Origin of the sequence: Corynebacterium sp. HMSC05D08, assembly GCF_001807215.1 — a bacterium.
In the GTDB taxonomy this organism is placed as follows: Bacteria; Actinomycetota; Actinomycetes; order Mycobacteriales; family Mycobacteriaceae; genus Corynebacterium; species Corynebacterium striatum.
In genome coordinates, this window is record NZ_KV788340.1 from 118,118 (window position 1) to 134,055 (window position 15,938).

14 protein-coding genes are annotated in these 15,938 nt (G+C 57.7%); 4 read left to right on the forward strand and 10 right to left on the reverse strand.

Going from position 1 to position 15,938, the window contains the following annotated elements:
* Nucleotides 1-31 precede the first annotated feature (31 nt).
* Entirely contained in the window at nt 32-1,534 is a 1,503-nt protein-coding gene (gene mqo / locus HMPREF3148_RS08175; protein WP_049063475.1) for a malate dehydrogenase (quinone), read from the reverse strand.
* Between the two features lie 359 nt (nt 1,535-1,893).
* On the opposite strand from mqo, the gene HMPREF3148_RS08180 reads away from it, so the two are divergent.
* Entirely contained in the window at nt 1,894-2,880 is a 987-nt protein-coding gene (locus HMPREF3148_RS08180; protein ID WP_034656964.1) for an alpha/beta hydrolase, read from the forward strand.
* A gap of 55 nt (nt 2,881-2,935) precedes the next feature.
* The gene (gene mtr, locus HMPREF3148_RS08185; RefSeq protein ID WP_005528935.1) at nt 2,936-4,327 is read left to right on the forward strand and encodes a mycothione reductase; all 1,392 of its coding nucleotides are present in this window, start codon (nt 2,936-2,938) and stop codon (nt 4,325-4,327) included.
* A 299-nt stretch (nt 4,328-4,626) separates the two neighbouring features.
* Here the strand turns inward: mtr and map are convergent, their stop codons facing one another.
* The 5 genes from map to dxr form a co-directional block, all read right to left on the reverse strand.
* The gene (gene map, locus HMPREF3148_RS08190) at nt 4,627-5,496 is read right to left on the reverse strand and encodes a type I methionyl aminopeptidase (protein ID WP_005528933.1); all 870 of its coding nucleotides are present in this window, start codon (nt 5,494-5,496) and stop codon (nt 4,627-4,629) included.
* Between the two features lie 59 nt (nt 5,497-5,555).
* Nucleotides 5,556-7,406 (reverse strand): penicillin-binding transpeptidase domain-containing protein, encoded by a 1,851-nt coding sequence (locus tag HMPREF3148_RS08195; protein WP_049151824.1) that lies wholly within the window; start codon nt 7,404-7,406, stop codon nt 5,556-5,558.
* Between the two features lie 90 nt (nt 7,407-7,496).
* Complete coding sequence (ispG, locus tag HMPREF3148_RS08200) at nt 7,497-8,660, reverse strand: flavodoxin-dependent (E)-4-hydroxy-3-methylbut-2-enyl-diphosphate synthase (protein ID WP_049151823.1); 1,164 nt, start codon at nt 8,658-8,660, stop codon at nt 7,497-7,499.
* Nucleotides 8,661-8,747: 87 nt separating this feature from the next.
* The gene (locus HMPREF3148_RS08205) at nt 8,748-9,956 is read right to left on the reverse strand and encodes a M50 family metallopeptidase (protein WP_049151822.1); all 1,209 of its coding nucleotides are present in this window, start codon (nt 9,954-9,956) and stop codon (nt 8,748-8,750) included.
* Between the two features lie 15 nt (nt 9,957-9,971).
* Nucleotides 9,972-11,138 (reverse strand): 1-deoxy-D-xylulose-5-phosphate reductoisomerase, encoded by a 1,167-nt coding sequence (gene dxr, locus HMPREF3148_RS08210; RefSeq protein WP_049151821.1) that lies wholly within the window; start codon nt 11,136-11,138, stop codon nt 9,972-9,974.
* 157 nt (nt 11,139-11,295) lie between these two features.
* On the opposite strand from dxr, the gene HMPREF3148_RS08215 reads away from it, so the two are divergent.
* Entirely contained in the window at nt 11,296-11,736 is a 441-nt protein-coding gene (locus HMPREF3148_RS08215; RefSeq protein ID WP_034656824.1) for a DUF2631 domain-containing protein, read from the forward strand.
* 111 nt (nt 11,737-11,847) lie between these two features.
* Here the strand turns inward: HMPREF3148_RS08215 and rlmN are convergent, their stop codons facing one another.
* The gene (gene rlmN, locus HMPREF3148_RS08220; protein ID WP_049063522.1) at nt 11,848-12,954 is read right to left on the reverse strand and encodes a dual-specificity RNA methyltransferase RlmN; all 1,107 of its coding nucleotides are present in this window, start codon (nt 12,952-12,954) and stop codon (nt 11,848-11,850) included.
* A 94-nt stretch (nt 12,955-13,048) separates the two neighbouring features.
* Between rlmN and HMPREF3148_RS08225 the strand changes: the two genes are divergently transcribed.
* Nucleotides 13,049-13,432 carry a LapA family protein gene (locus HMPREF3148_RS08225; RefSeq protein WP_005528917.1) on the forward strand — a complete coding sequence of 128 codons (384 nt, stop codon included), beginning with the start codon at nt 13,049-13,051 and terminating at the stop codon, nt 13,430-13,432.
* A 78-nt stretch (nt 13,433-13,510) separates the two neighbouring features.
* On the opposite strand, the gene HMPREF3148_RS08230 is transcribed toward HMPREF3148_RS08225, so the two are convergent.
* From HMPREF3148_RS08230 to pyrH, 3 genes are all read right to left on the reverse strand, one after another.
* Complete coding sequence (locus HMPREF3148_RS08230; protein ID WP_172453512.1) at nt 13,511-14,392, reverse strand: phosphatidate cytidylyltransferase; 882 nt, start codon at nt 14,390-14,392, stop codon at nt 13,511-13,513.
* A gap of 83 nt (nt 14,393-14,475) precedes the next feature.
* On the reverse strand, nt 14,476-15,033 hold the full coding sequence (gene frr / locus HMPREF3148_RS08235; protein WP_005528913.1) for a ribosome recycling factor: 558 nt from the start codon (nt 15,031-15,033) through the stop codon (nt 14,476-14,478).
* Between the two features lie 102 nt (nt 15,034-15,135).
* On the reverse strand, nt 15,136-15,876 hold the full coding sequence (pyrH, locus tag HMPREF3148_RS08240; protein WP_049063482.1) for a UMP kinase: 741 nt from the start codon (nt 15,874-15,876) through the stop codon (nt 15,136-15,138).
* Nucleotides 15,877-15,938: the final 62 nt, after the last annotated feature.

Here is a 15,938-nt window from a genome sequence, read left to right on the forward strand (position 1 = left end):
TGGGGTGCGCTTGTGAAGCAGCCGGAATGGCTTACTTTTGGTCGAGCTTCAGGGTCTTCTGGGTGTAGTCCCACATCTCGTTGTAGAGCTTCTTGTCCTTGGACAGCTTGATGCCGTAGGAAGGAATCATTTCCTGGATCTTGTCGCCCCACTGAATCATGTGCTCACCGAAGCAACGCTCCAGCAACTCGACCATGACGGCCGGGGTGATGGAAGCGCCTGGGGAAGCACCGAGCAGACCGGCGATGTTACCCTCTGGGTTGTTGATCAGGGTGGTGCCGAACTCGAGGGAGCCGAAGTGCGGTGCAGCTGCTGGCTTGATGACCTGAACGCGCTGGCCAGCGATGACGGTCTCCCAGTCTGCTGGGTCTGCGGAAGGAACGTATTCCTTCAGGGTCTCGACGCGCTTGTCGAAGTCCTTGAGAACCTCAGAAACCAGGTACTTGGTCAAACCAAACTCTTGAGCTGCAACGCCCAAGTAGGAAGGAATGTTGTCCAAGCGAATGGACTTGAAGAGGTCGAGGTAAGAACCCTTCTTCAAGAACTTCGGGGACCAACCACCGTATGGGCCGAAGAGCAGGCCCTGTTCACCGTCGATAACGCGGGTATCAAGGTGCGGAACCGACATTGGAGGAGCGCCCACAGCAGCCTTGCCGTAAACCTTGGCGTGATGCTGCTTAACCAGCTCAGGGTTCTTAGCGCGCAACCACAGACCGGAAACCGGGAAGCCTGCGAAACCAGAAACCTCGCGAACGCCAGCCTTACGCAGAAGGTCAAGAGCGTATCCACCAGCACCGACGAAGACGAACTTCGCGCGGACAACGCTGTAGTCGCCGGTGTGCAGGTTCTTGGAGTAGACCTTCCAGGTAGAGCCATCGCGCTTAATGTCGACGACCTCATGACCGTAGCGGATCTCGGTGCCGGCGGCCTTAGCAGCGGTGAAGAACTGCTTCGTCAGGGCGCCGAAGTTTACGTCAGTACCTGCTTCAGTCCAGGAGATAGCAACCTTCTGGGAGTTGAAGTCGCGGCCCTTGGACATCAGTGGCAGCATTTCCTGGAAGGTAGCGTCATCGTCAGAGAACTGCATGTTCGGGAACATGTGGTTGTCCTTCAAAGCATCAAAACGACGCTTGAGGTAATCAACCTGGATGGATCCCTGAGCGAAGGAAACGTGCGGAACCGGGTTAATGAAAGCCTTTGGGTCGGTCAGGATGCCGTTGTTGAGCTGGTGTGCCCAGAACTGGCGGGAAACCTGGAACTTCTCGTTAATGCCCAGCGCCTTGGAAACGTCGATGCGACCGTTCTTCTCTGGGGTGTAGTTGAGCTCGCACAGAGCAGAGTGGCCGGTACCAGCGTTGTTCCATGGGGAGGAGGACTCAAGTGCAGGTCCGTCGAGACGCTCGAAAACCATCTGGGTCCAGCTTGGCTCCAGCTCACGGAGCATGGCACCCAGGGTGGCGCTCATGATACCTGCGCCAACGAGGGCTACATCTACCTCATCTACAACTTGTGCTGTCTTCTTGTCGGAGGACACCTTGCTATTACCTCTTCAGATTGAAAATTATCACTCGCTCGAACAGCCCAGAGCCGTCGAACGCAGTCTTCTAGCGTTGCACGTTTTCGCCTACCTTTTACGCTCCGCTGTCTTAAACATGCTGGCTTAAACACAAGCACAGCATCTCTGGCAACGGCACATAACAAGGGACGCGTCACGCATTACCTACCCACCTTACGCCTTTAGCATCAAAATGGGGATTCCGTATGCGGGAAAAAGTCCGGTTTTCACACACGGCTGCCCCCTACGCATCTTGTCTCCTTCGGTGAAATTCTCCCCAGCCACATCACTACGCCACCGCAACACCGGATTTGCATTGTATGCCTAAACTGGTCGGTATGACTGAGTCAACCTTGCAATGGACTGATGACATCCTGGGCCCAGGATTTATGGCCGCGGATCTGCCCTTGGGTGCGGATCCTGACGGCGAAGGCGACGTCCACGCCACATTGATCCGTTACAACCCAGATAACGAGGATCTCAGCGACCGTGTCGCAATGATTTGGGTGCACGGCATGACCGACTACTTCTTCCATAAACACGTAGCGGAGCATTTTCATAACAAAGGTTATGCATTTTACGGAATTGATTTGCGTAAGTGTGGACGCTCTCACGAGCCCCACCAAAAGTGGCACTACATCTCCGACATGCACTTCTACGAGAAGGACCTCAATGCCGCTCTCGATGCCCTGCCACAGCGAAAGGTCATCATGGTTGCGCATTCAACAGCAGGCATAATCGTGCCGCTGTGGCTCGATGCCTTGCGTCGCACCGACCCCGCTCGACACGAACGAATCGCAGCGCTAGTACTCAACAGCCCATGGCTGGACATGATGGGCATTCCACCCCTCGCCTTCAAGGCCGCGAAGCCTTTGTTCTATTTCTTCGGCAAGGTCACCCCGCATATTGCGCTCCACGGCGGCAATCTCACCGCCTTTGGCGATTCGATCCATGCCAGCCGCTACGGCGAATGGGACTACGACCTTGAAAAGAAGCCGTTGGGCGGTCATAAGAAATACATCGGCTGGGCACGCGCAGTATTCAAGGGGTTCGACATTATTCATTCTGGCCGTGTTGATGTCGGCGTACCGATCCTCACACTCACCTCAACAAAGTCGATGTTCTCAGCTCCATATTCGGAAGAGCTCAACTACGCCGATGCGGTCATTGACGTCAAACAATCACAAAAATGGGCCAAAGAGCTTGGCTCTCATTACACCCTTCGCCCGCTTAAAGGAGCTCGTCATGATGTTTTCCTATCTCGCGAGCCGATCCGGAACGAAGCATTTCGAGCAGTCGACGAATGGCTACCCACGGTGCTCTAACAACTATCCCGCCCACCACAACACCTAATCCAACCCCCTATAAATAAGGAGAACTATGTCTACGACAACGCCGCAGAACGCACAAGCAGAACATTTCGATCTGATCATCATCGGAACTGGTTCAGGAAACTCGATTCCATCCGAGGATTTCGAGAACAAAAAGATAGCCATCGTTGAGGAAGGCACCTTTGGCGGAACGTGTCTTAACGTAGGCTGTATCCCCACTAAGATGTACGTCTACGCAGCAGACCTTGCATACGCCGCCAAGGAAGGTCAGCGCCTCGGAATTGACGCCCAGGTAAACAACGTCGACTGGCAGTCCATCATCGAGCGAGTCTTTGTCAATCGCATCGACAAGATCGCGGAGGGCGGCGAGGCTTATCGCCGTGGCGACGAGACCCCCAACATTACGGTGTTCGACAAGCACGCAACTTTCGTTGGCCCGAAGACCATTGCGGTTGGGGATGACGTCATCACGGGCGATCAAATCGTCATCGCCGCGGGTTCCCGCCCCACCATTCCTGAGGTATATGCAGAATCCGGTGTTAAGTACTACACCAATGAAGACATCATGCGGATGCCTAAGCAGCCAAAGAGCCTCATTATCGTGGGCGGCGGTTACATTGCGATGGAGTTTGCGCACGTGTTTGACGGACTGGGCACCAAGGTTACGGTGGTCAACCGCTCGGAGAAGCTGCTTCGTCATTTGGATGAGGACATCGTTTCTCGGTTCAACGAGATTGCACGCGAACGCTTCGACGTGCGTATCGCGAACGGTACACAGCTGACCCAAAACGACAGTGGCGTGTCCTTGTCTCTCGACGACGGATCTACCGTAGAGGCTGAAGCTATCCTCGTGGCGACTGGCCGCAAACCAAATGCAGACCTCCTAGGCTTGGACTCGGCAGGCATTGAGCTGCGCGAAGACGGACGTATCAAGGTCGACGAGTACGGCCGTACTTCGGTCGCGGGCGTTTGGGCGCTTGGCGACGTCTCCTCCCCCTACATGCTCAAGCATGTGGCCAACGCCGAAACCCGCGCAGTGCAGCACAATCTCCTACATCCTGAGGATCTGCAGAAGATGCCACATGATTTCGTTCCAGCCGCAGTTTTCACCCATCCGCAAATCGCCTCTGTAGGTCTCACTGAAGCAGACGCACGCGAGCAAGGCTTCGACATTGCTGTCAAGGTCCAAAACTACGGCGACGTTGCATACGGTTGGGCTATGGAAGACTCCACGGGGATTTGTAAGCTGGTGGCCGACAGGAAAACTGGACGCCTCCTAGGAGCCCATTACATGGGCCCGCAGGCTTCGACGCTCATCCAGCAGCTCATCACAGCAATGGTATACGGCCTTGACATGCGCGATTTCACGCGTAAGCAGTACTGGATTCACCCCGCGCTCCCTGAAGTGACTGAAAATGCTCTCTTGGGACTGGACTGGTAAAGCAAACATTGACCGCGGCCAAATCCACATTCGTCTTGCCAGGAAACTTTCCGGTTAATAGTTTCACTACTTGAGAGATGGTTTATCCCCGACCAACTGCAATTGACGTAGCATTCGGCCGTACCGCTGTGGCTTCTGCTGAGTCCTCTTTCTCCGGTTCCTCCCCTAGTTCTCGGTAGAAGTTTCTAGAGCTTTTTCATATTGATGGCAGTAAGCCCATCGACCAATGCCACAATGAGTAATAGGGCGCTCCTCCTTACACAGAGGCGCGCCCTATTCTTTTGCTTAGGCCTGTCGCCTTAGGCTTCGTCCGGCAAAGTTAGGATCTCGGCACCATCGTTAGTTATCACAAGGGTGTGCTCGAACTGAGCCGTGAACTTGCCATCGACGTTCTGAACGGTCCAATCGTTGTCCCAGATCTCGTAGTCTAACGAGCCCAGGTTGATCATCGGCTCAATGGTCAAGGTCATTCCTGGTTCTAGGATGTCGCGGTAGGTCGTGGAATCGTAGTGCAAGACAACCAAGCCGTTGTGGAAGGTGGGGCCAACACCATGGCCGGTGAAGTCGCGCACAACGTTGTAGCCGAAGCGGTTGGCATAAGACTCAATAACGCGGCCGATGACATTAACCTCACGGCCTGGCTTTGCCGCCTTAATGCCGCGCATCATTGCCTCGTGGGTACGCTCAACCAGCAGCTTGTGCTCCTCAGAGACATTCCCGGCCAGGAAGGTCGCATTAGTATCGCCGTGTACACCATTCTTGAACGCAGTGACGTCGATGTTGACGATGTCTCCGTCCTCAATCACGGTGGTGTCCGGAATACCGTGGCAGATGATCTCGTTCAGCGAGATGCAGCAGGACTTCGGGAAACCCATGTAGCCCAGCGTGGATGGGTATGCACCATGGTCCAGCATGTACTCGTGCGCGATGCGGTCAATCTCATCTGTGGTCACGCCGGGTGCCACAGCCTTACCGGCCTCCTGCAGCGCGTTAGCCGCAATCTTAGATGCCTCGCGCATGGCCTCAATGACCTCAGGGGTCTGGACAAAAGGCTCACCCATTGCTTCCTGGACGGAGTCCTTCCACACGTACTCCGGGCGCTCGATAGAGTCCGGAACGGTGCGGATTGGGGTGGGCTTTTGGGGGGTTAGTTTTGCGCGATTACTCATGGTTGACCATGGTAGTCCCCTCCCCCACGTGGCCGCTAACCAGACCTCTCAGTTGTGAGCTAGCCTTCTTGTCCTGTAGGCGCAGCGGGATGTCCCTGTGCTCGATAGCTATCGAGCTTCTGCAAGAAGTTATCTGTCACTTGCACTGAGGTCTCAGAGTCTCCGCCCAATACCACCAGAGTTGCGAAGGCGATGTCGTCGTCACGGTAGCCGGTAAACCATGCGTGCGAACCACCATTGATCTCCGCCTCACCGGTCTTGCCGTAAATCGTGCCGCCAGCCTGCATTCCGGCTGCGGTACCGCCCGTAACAACTGCGCGCATCATCTCTCGAACATTGTCGAGGACATGCGGGGAAGGCGGCTGCACCTCTTCTGAGGCCTTCGTCTTATGCGTTGAGATCAGTGTAGGAAGCGGGGTCTTACCCGCAGCGACAGTAGCCGAAACCAGCGCCATTCCAAAGGGGCTGACAAGGTCGGTGCCCTGTCCATAGCCGGACTCAGTACGGTCCAACGGAGTCTTGCCCTCCGGGATGGAGCCTGTAATGGTGGTCAAACCAGGGATTTCGTAGTCGAGCCCAAGCCCAAACTCCTTGCCCGTATTCTTCAGCTCGCCTTCCTTCAGATTCGTAGAAACTTCAGCGAAGGTCGTGTTACACGACTGCGCGAACGCCTGACGCATCGGCACCGATCCCAGCGAAAAGCCATTGTAGTTGGTTACGGTTCGGCCGTAAAGGTTCATCGTGCCTGGGCACGGAACAATAGTGTCAGCAGTCGCACCCTGTTTGTCCACAGCCGCCGAAGCCGTGATGATCTTGAATACCGAGCCCGGCGGGAACTGGCCCTGCAACGCGATATCACCCTTCTCATCGGCGCGCTCGGTCTGCGCAACCGCCAAAATCTCTCCGTTAGAGGGGCGAATGGCAACCAGCATCGCCTCCGAGTCGGCGCGCAGGTTTACAGCCTCCTGCGCCGCGCGCTGAACGTTGTAATCCAAGCTAACGCGGATCGAAGGGGATGCCTCCGGCTCGTGGAGCTCGACGTCGCTAAGCGCCGCACCATTTTCGTTAACCACGGACACAGACCATCCGGACTTGCCATCAATCTCATCTGACACCAGGGACCGCACACGCGCCAAAATATCAGGCGCCAAACCAGTCTCCCGTGTAATCAACGCTGGCTCTTCGTTGAAGCGAACCCCTTGCGGCTCACCAAGGCGGGCACGCACTGCTTCTACCTGCTTTTCATTGAGCATCACCACGGAGTAGTCGCCTTCAACTTTCTCCAGCTCTTTCGCCAACTCGCCGGCTTCTTTCTCCGGCACTGAGTCATCCTGGGTATGTGCTTCGCCCAGAGCGCTGGATATCTTGGCAGCTAATGGACGCACGTCTCCCACCTCAGTGGTATTGACCACCAAGCGATACTGCAAGCCGGGCGACATCAACTCCACTCCATCGGAGGACACCACGCTCGCACGTTTTGCCGCAATCGCGCGCAGCTCCAAGTGCTGGTGGGCTCCGAGGTTCGGATGCACCAAGCTCGGCTGCCAACGTACCTGCCAGTCTTTGTCCTTTTTGGTCAAGGTCATCTCAGTGTCGTAACTGAGCGTGCGGTCCTTCGGAAGATCCCACGTCACCTTGTACTTCGCGGTGGCATGCGTCTCGTCCTGTGTTACCTCGCCCAGCTCGATGTCGAGTCCTTCGGCCTGCAGACCGGAGAAGGTAGCGTCGAGCGTCGATGTGGTGGCATCGGGGTCATCGACAAGTTCAGCCAATGCCTCGTTGTTGCGGGACTCCATCTCTGAAATGAATTCTTCCGCAACCGGCTCCGCCGAGACGGGCTTGGGCGTGCACGCCACAAGCGACGACGCCCCTACCGAAGCCACACACAACAGCGCCACCATCTTCTTCATGGTTGGGCATCGTAGCAGCCTAGAGACACAAAAAGTCCGCCCCACACCGGAGTGCGGGGCGGACAAAACTGTGAATTTATGGCAGCGATACTAGCGGGTCACGCGAACCTCAGCCTTGGCGCCTTCGACAGCCTCCAGGCCCTGCTCGTCGGCGATACGCATTGCTTCCTCGATAAGAGTCTCCACGATCTGCGACTCGGGCACGGTCTTGACCACTTCGCCTTTAACGAAGATCTGGCCCTTACCATTACCGGATGCAACACCGAGGTCGGCGTCGCGAGCCTCGCCTGGGCCGTTAACAACGCAACCCATGACGGCGACACGGAGCGGGAACTCCATGCCCTCGAGGCCTGCGGTTACTTCCTCGGCGAGCTTGTACACGTCGACCTGAGCGCGGCCACAGGACGGGCAGGAGACGATCTCCAGCTTGCGCGGACGCAAGTTGAGAGACTGCAGGATCTGGTCACCGACCTTGATTTCCTCAATCGGATCAGCGGAGAGAGAAACACGGATGGTGTCACCGATACCCTCGGCCAGAAGTGCGCCGAAGGCAACGGAGGACTTGATGGTGCCCATGAACTTAGGGCCAGCCTCGGTCACACCGAGGTGCAGCGGGTAGTCAGTCTTTGCAGCCAGTTGGCGGTAAGCCTCAACCATCAGGACTGGGTCAGAGTGCTTTACGGAGATGGCAATGTCGCCGAAGCCGTGCTCCTCGAAGAGTCCAGCCTCCCAGATAGCGGACTCGACGAGAGCTTCAGGGGTGGCCTTGCCATACTTCTCCAGCAGTCGCTTATCCAAGGAGCCGCCGTTAACACCGATACGGATCGGGATGCCAGCGTCGCCGGCTGCCTTAGCAACCTCCTTGACGCGGCCATCGAACTCCTTGATGTTGCCTGGGTTCACGCGGACAGCGGCGCAGCCAGCGTCGATAGCCTGGAAGATGTACTTCGGCTGGAAGTGGATATCAGCGATAACCGGGATCGGAGACTTCTTGGCGATGGCCGGAAGTGCCTCGGCATCGACAGGCTTTGGGCAAGCGACACGAACGATGTCGCAGCCGGTGGCCGTCAGCTGTGCAATCTGCTGCAGGGTGGCGTTAATGTCGTGGGTTTTGGTGGTGGTCATCGACTGCACCGAAATCGGGTGCTCGGAACCTACACCGACTGGGCCCACGAAAAGCTGACGGGTTTTGCGACGCGGAGCCAAGGTTGGTGGTGGGCCGTCCGGGATACCGAGACCGATGGGGTTCGACATGTGCGCTCCTTGTTAAAGCATGGAATTAGATGGGGGCTTAACGTCCCCACTCTAGCACCGAGCACCAAATTTCCCCTGCCCTGGCTCCTAGCCGAAGAGGCGAATCGGGTTGACCACGTCGGCCACGATGACGAGCGCGCCAACAGTCATCAAGAGGGCCGCGATGACATAAGTTACCGGCATTAGCGCAGTGTAATCGGCCGGCCCCTTAGGCTCCTTGCCCAAAAGCCTGCGGATACCATCCCGGATTTTCTCGTAGAAAATCACCGCAATGTGACCGCCATCAAAAGGAGGCAGCGGGATGAGGTTGAACAAAGCGAGGAAGAAATTCAGCGTCGCCAGCATCATGAAGAAGGTCGACCACAAACTGCGCTCGACGAGCTCACCGCCCACGCGGGAAGCGCCGACCACAGACATCGGGCCATTGACGTCACGCTCGTGGCCAAAGATGGACGCCACCACCCCAGGAATTTTCGCTGGAAATTGAATGATGCCGTCAACAGTGGCGTCCAGAACGTACGTGGTGTAGCGCGCTGTTGCGGGGAAAGCGCCGATGAAGTCATGCTTCTCGACGATATCGATGACTTGGTTACTCAGGCCGATGGATCCGGCGTCGACAAGCTTGCCCTCACCGTTGAGGCGCTTGACCTTGTCGAGTGTGACGTCGAAGTTCTGCACAGCACCATCGCGCTCGACGCGCAACTGGACCGTCTCCCCTGGCCGGGCCATGACTTCCTCGCGCAGCTGGGTGAAGCTCTCCAGCGGCTTGCCATCGATCGCGAGAACAATGTCGCCCACTTCCACGCCCGCTTCACCAGCTGGCCCCTTACCTTGGCACTTCTCGAGCTCACCCTGCAGGTTCTGGTCAGCGGAGCACACAACCTCGCCCACGCGCGGGCGCACGTCAGCGTCTGGGTTAGGAAGGCCGGTAGTCATGGCAATGAGCAGCAAGATGATAAAGCCCAGAAGAAGGTTCACGGCGATGCCGCCGACCATCACGATGACGCGCTGCCACGCGGGCTTCTTATACATCGCATAAGGCTCTTCTTCCTCGGTGAGGAAATCATCCTGAGCAGTCATTCCAGCGATGTCGCAGAATCCACCCACGGGAAACGCGGCCAGACCATACTCGGTGTGACCGCGGGTAAACGCCGCAATCTTAGGGCCAAAACCAATGTAGAAACGGCGCACGCGCATGCCAAAAGCACGGGCACTAAACATGTGTCCCGCCTCGTGTAAGGCAACGGTAATGCCGATTCCTAGGGCGAACAGGAAAATGCCCAGGATGTTTGCCATGGTGGTGAAAGCTTTCTATTGAGCCAAAGAATCCACCAGCACATTTGCGCGCCGGCGGGCCTCGCCTTCGACGGCGATTACTTCATCGACGCTTGAGGGTACACGAGCAAACTGGGAGGCTTCCCCTAACACCTGCCCAACCACATCAACGATTTCTGGGAAATGAATGCGGCCAGACAAGAAGGCTGCGGCAGCCTCCTCATTGGCGGCGTTGTACACGGCTGGGTGCGTGCCGCCGGCAGCTGCAGCCTCACGGGCGAGCTGGACGGCGGGGAAGGCGACGTCGTCAAGCGGCTCAAAGCGCCAGTCATGAGACTGGGAGAAGTCCAGTGATGGCTGCGCACCGGGGACGCGATGTGGCCAATCCAGCGCCAGCGAAATCGGCAGCTTCATCGAGGGCGGCGATGCTTGCGCAATCGTGCAGCCATCGGTGAAGGTGGCCATCGAGTGAATGATTGACTGTGGATGTACGGTGACGTCGATGCGCTCGGGCTCGATATCGAAGAGCAGCGTCGCCTCGATGAGTTCTAGGCCCTTATTGATGAGGGTGGCGGAGTTAAGCGTGTTCATCTGCCCCATAGACCAGGTGGGGTGCTGCGCGGCCTGCTGTGGAGTAACGTCCCACATCTCTTCGCGGGACCAGCTGCGGAAAGGACCGCCGGATGCGGTGAGGACGAGCTTGCCGAGCTCTACGTCCTCACCCGCGCGCAGGCATTGCGCCATGGCGGAGTGCTCGGAATCGACGGGGATAATCTGCCCCGGCTTAGCCAGCTGAGTCACGATGTGACCGCCCGCGACGAGGGATTCCTTATTCGCTAATGCGAGGTACTCCCCCTTTTCTAGCGTCGCAATCGTGGAGCGCAAGCCCATCGAGCCAACTAGTGCATTGAGCACCTTGTCTGCTTCGATGGAGCGCACAAGCTGTTCTGCGGCATCTGCACCGGAGCGAACCTGTCCGCCAAGGGCTTCCGAGACCTGGTGCGCGGCCTGCTCATTCGCCACGGCAACGTGGTCAAACGAAAGGTTGAGGCGCTGCGCTTGCTCGATGACCAGCTGCGGATTAGAACCGCCGGCAGCAATGCCTACGACGGTAAATTTATCCGGGTTATCGGCGATAACTTCCAGTGCCTGGGTGCCGATGGAGCCCGTGGATCCGAGAATAAGAATGCGCTGTGTACTCACCTCTCCAACCCTAGCGGGTGGGTCAGTAATTGCGTGAACGAAACTGCCGGGGGTGTTTCTTCGCTAACGCGGCGAGGATGATTTAAACTACTACACAGAATAAATGGCATTTCATGCGCGCGCGCAGAGTGCGCCATGTACACGCAAAGGAGAGCAAGTGTCTTCCCACAAGCCGGCACCGCAGGTTTTCGACGGCGTTTCCACTGAGGACGTCCCGTCCGCAGGTTTTGGTTGGTCCCGCATCAGCCGCTCTGGAGTTCAGATCGCCGGCTGGATTTCCGTGATCTTCCTGGTTGCTTACAACTTCGGTAACCACAAGGGCCACGTTGAGACCGTGTGGCTCGCTGTACTGGCTATCGTCATTGCTCTCGGCTTGGTGCTCTTCGCACTTCGCCCGAATCTCTCCCAGGTTCGCACTGTTACCGCTCGCAACCAGCCTGTTGGCCACGTTGAGCCGGACTGGGTATACGACCAGAAGACGGTTTCCGGCGCCTACGCTGAGCTTAACGACGGCGAGCTGCGTGCCCTGAACATCGAGCCTTCCCGCGTTTCCCACCTGCGCGTCGAGCGCGGCACCGCGCGTAAGGCTGTTCGCTAAGTCTTAGGACCCTGAAGCCCCCTTGTCCTTTGGGACGAGGGGGCTTCGTTGTGCTTGAGGGGCGGGGGAACATGAGCTGGGGCGGCTAGGCGCGAGCCAGTGCCTGAATGCTTAGGCAGACTCGCGTTCGTCGGCAGCCAGCTGGCCACAGGCGGCGGCGATCTCGTCGCCCTTGGTGTCGCGAACGGTGCATGGCACGCCTTGAGCAATGACGCGGCGGACGAACTCGTCCTGGCGAGCCTTTGGCGCGGCGTCCCACTCGGAACCCGGCGTCGGGTTCAGTGGAATGACATTCACGTGGACCTTGGAGCCAAGCGCGCGGTGCAGCTTCTGGCCGAGCATGTCTGCGCGGAAGTCCTGATCGTTCTTGTCACGGATAAGCGCGTACTCAATGGAGACGCGGCGGCCGGACTTGTCGGCGTAGTAGCGGGCAGCATCCAGCACCTCCTCCACCGGCCAGCGGTTGTTGACTGGTACGAGCGAGTCACGGAGTTCGTCGTCCGGGGTGTGCAGCGATACTGCCAGGGTGCAGGACAGGTCTTCGTCGGCAAGCTTGCGAATTGCTGGGGCCAAGCCAACGGTAGACACAGTGACGTTACGCTGGGAAAGGCCGAAGCCTTCCAGGTCCTGGCCGGTAATCTGGCGCACTGCGTGCACAACGCGCTTGTAGTTAGCCAGCGGCTCACCCATGCCCATGAATACGACGTTGGTCAAGCGGCCGCCCTCGTCCTCCATGAGCTTGGCTGCGAGGCGGAACTGCTCGACGATCTCAGCTGTGGAGAGGTTGCGATCAAGGCCACCCTGGCCGGTGGCACAGAACGGGCATACCATACCGCAGCCGGCCTGGGAGGAAATGCACAGCGTGGCGCGGCCCGGGTACCGCATGAGCACCGACTCCAGCATGGTGCCGTCGTGCAGGCGCCACAGCGACTTCGTAGTCTCCCCGTCGTCAGTGGAGGTCTGACGGATGGGTTCCATAAGATTTGGGAAAAGCCGTTCCTGCAATTCGGCACGCTTATTCGCCGGGATGTCAGTCATCTCTTCGACGTCTGCGGTGCGGTGTACATAGTAGTGCTTGGCTAATTGGTTGGCGCGGAACTTGGGCAGGCCAAGTTCGGCGAGCGCAGCGATGCGCTCGTCCTGAGTCAGATCCGCAAAATGCTTCGGCGGCAAACCGCGCCGAGGGGCGGAGAAATTAAGTTTCAAAGGTTCAGCCATGGTTCCGCCCATTTTTCCACGTTTTCAGTACTTTTACCCAATTGAGACTGGTCTAAAGTGGCGCAACCGACAGCCCACAGGATTAAATGGTTACATGACAAATCAAGAATTTCCCGCCAATGAGCCCACCGCCGAGCACACCGGTGATTACGTGACGGAGACTGCCCCGGCAACGCACTCTGAGGTTGAGACTACGTATTCCTCGAGTGAAGACGCCAAGGTCAAGGGCTCCTTTGCAGCCAGCACCTGGGTTGCGCTGATCGTGGGATTCCTGCTGCTCATCGTTCTCATTGTGTTTATCCTGCAGAATCAGCAGAAGGTGCCGATGAACTTCCTCAACTGGTCCGGTGAATTCCCTGCCGGCATTGCCTACCTCATCTTTGCTATTGCAGGCGCGCTCATCATGGCCCTCGTCGGCATGTGGCGCATGTTCGAACTGCGCCGCCAGGTACGCAAGCAAGCCAAGCAGCACCGCTAAAACAACGAATCTCCCTGCCCTCAAGCTTCTTCGCTTGTGCGGTAGGGAGAATATTTGTTTTGGGCTTCGGGGTGACTTCTAGAAACCGTGGAAGTTTGCGAGGAAGTTCACAGCCACCCACGTCACCATGGCTGAGGGAAGCATTCCGTCCAAGCGGTCCATGAGTCCACCATGACCGGGCAGAATTTGGGACATATCTTTGATGCCAAGCTCGCGCTTGAACTGGGACTCCACCAAGTCGCCGAGCGTTGCGCAGAAGACAAGGCCCAAGCCCATGATTGCGCCTACCCAGGCGTCATGATGCAGAAGGAGCTTGACGCTGAGTGCGCCTGTTATGACGCCGAAGATGACGGAGCCGAGGAAGCCCTCCCAGGACTTCTTGGGGCTGACTGCAGGCGCCATCGGGTGCGCGCCAAACATCACACCTGCCACATAGCCGCCGGTATCGGAAGCCACCACGCACAGCATGAACGCGACAATCGACGCCGCGCCTGACGCAAACGGAGTCTCCACGCGAGACAGCATCGCCGCAAACGTGGCGAAGAGCGGAATCCAGGTCAATACGAACAGACCCACGGACATGTCGCGCAGATAGTTGATTGGCGGGCGATGGCGTCCGTTGTGGAACAGCCTCCCGAACATCAAAACCAACACAGCCACGACGTAGACCGCCACGAGGCCAGGGGCGCCGAGCGGCCACGAAATCCATACCATGGCTTGGCCAAGGATGATAAGCAGGGTGCGCGGAATGAAGAAAGAGTGCTCACGCAGGCGCGTGAGGACCTCCCACATAGCCACTGCCACAGCTCCCGCCACGACGAGGTACCACGCGAAGGGTCCTAGCCACACAGCAAGGACTACGAGCGCACCGAGGCCCACTCCCACGCCCACTGCTGCCGGCAGGTTGCGGCCGGCGCCGTTCTTGGGCTTGGGCAGACGACGATTCGACTCGCTAGTCACGCGCGCTCCTTCCACAGGAAGATGGGATACTCACAAAAAAGCGCCGCCGAGCTGATAGCGCCCGGCGGCCAGGTTCGAGGTGCTTAGACCTCCATCAGCTCGTTTTCCTTGTTAGCAACGAGCTTGTCCACCTGGTCGATGTAACCAGCGGTGGTCTTCTCCATTTCCTTTTCAGCTGCAACGACTTCGTCCTCGCCGGCGTCGCCGTCCTTCTGCAGCTTCTTCAACTGGTCCATGGCCTTGCGGCGAATGTTGCGGATAGCAATCTTTCCGTCTTCGCCCTTGCCCTTGGCCTGCTTCACGAGGTCGCGGCGACGCTCTTCGGTCAGCTGTGGAATGGTGACGCGCAAAACCTGACCGTCGTTGGTCGGGTTAACGCCGAGATCCGAGTTACGGATTGCGTTCTCGATCTCGTGGATCATGGACTGCTCGTAAGGCTTGATGAGCATCATGCGTGGTTCTGGAACCGAGATGGTTGCCATCTGCGTAATCGGGGTTGGCGCACCGTAGTACTCGGCAACAAGGCCATTGAACATTGCTGGGTTTGCGCGACCGGTACGGATGGTGATCAGCTGCTCGCGGGTGTGCTCCACCGAAGCGGTCATGTGCTCTTCTGCTTCGAGCTGGATCTCGTCAATCATTGGGCTATAACTCCCTTTTCGAATATAAAGTAACTGGAAAAGAATCTAGCAGGTAAAGGCGCCCTCTGTGGGAGGACGTGACCTTAATTCCTATTGGAATTCCTATTGCGATTTTACGAGGGTGCCGATCTGCTCACCGTTGACGGCGCGCTTGATATTACCTTCGGTCAGAAGGTTGAACACCAAAATCGGCATATCGTTGTCCATACACAGGCTGAACGCGGTAGCATCTGCGACCTTAAGGCCCTTTTCGATGACCTCTCGTGGGGTGATCTCGGAGTAAAGCTCCGCATCTGGGTTGGTGCGTGGGTCGTCGGAGTAGACGCCGTCGACAGCCTTGGCAAGGAAGAGCACCTCTGCCCCGATCTCGAGGGCACGCTGTGCCGCCGTGGTGTCCGTGGAGAAGTAAGGCATACCCATGCCTGCGCCGAAGATGACCACGCGGCCCTTCTCCAGGTGGCGATCTGCACGCAGCGGCAGGTACGGCTCCGCAATTTGTGCCATGTTGATGGAGGTCTGGACGCGGCAGTCGACGCCCTGCTGCTTGAGGAAGTCCTGTAGCGCAAGGGAGTTCATGACCGTGCCAAGCATGCCCATGTAGTCCGAACGTGCGCGGTCCATGCCGCGCTGGGACAGTTCTGCACCACGGAAGAAGTTTCCGCCACCGATAACCACGGCAACCTCAGTGCCCTGCTTGGCAATGTCTGCGATCTGCTGAGCAACGTTTTCCACGACGTCAGGGTCGATACCGACCTTGCCACCTCCGAACATTTCACCGCCCAGCTTCAGCATCACACGCTTGTATCCGGTTCGCTTGGTGTCAGGGTTAGTCACGGCCTTCATCGTCTCCTTAATGCGGCTGTTTTTGAGTCCGTTCCATCTTACCCACACATGTTCGCTGGCTC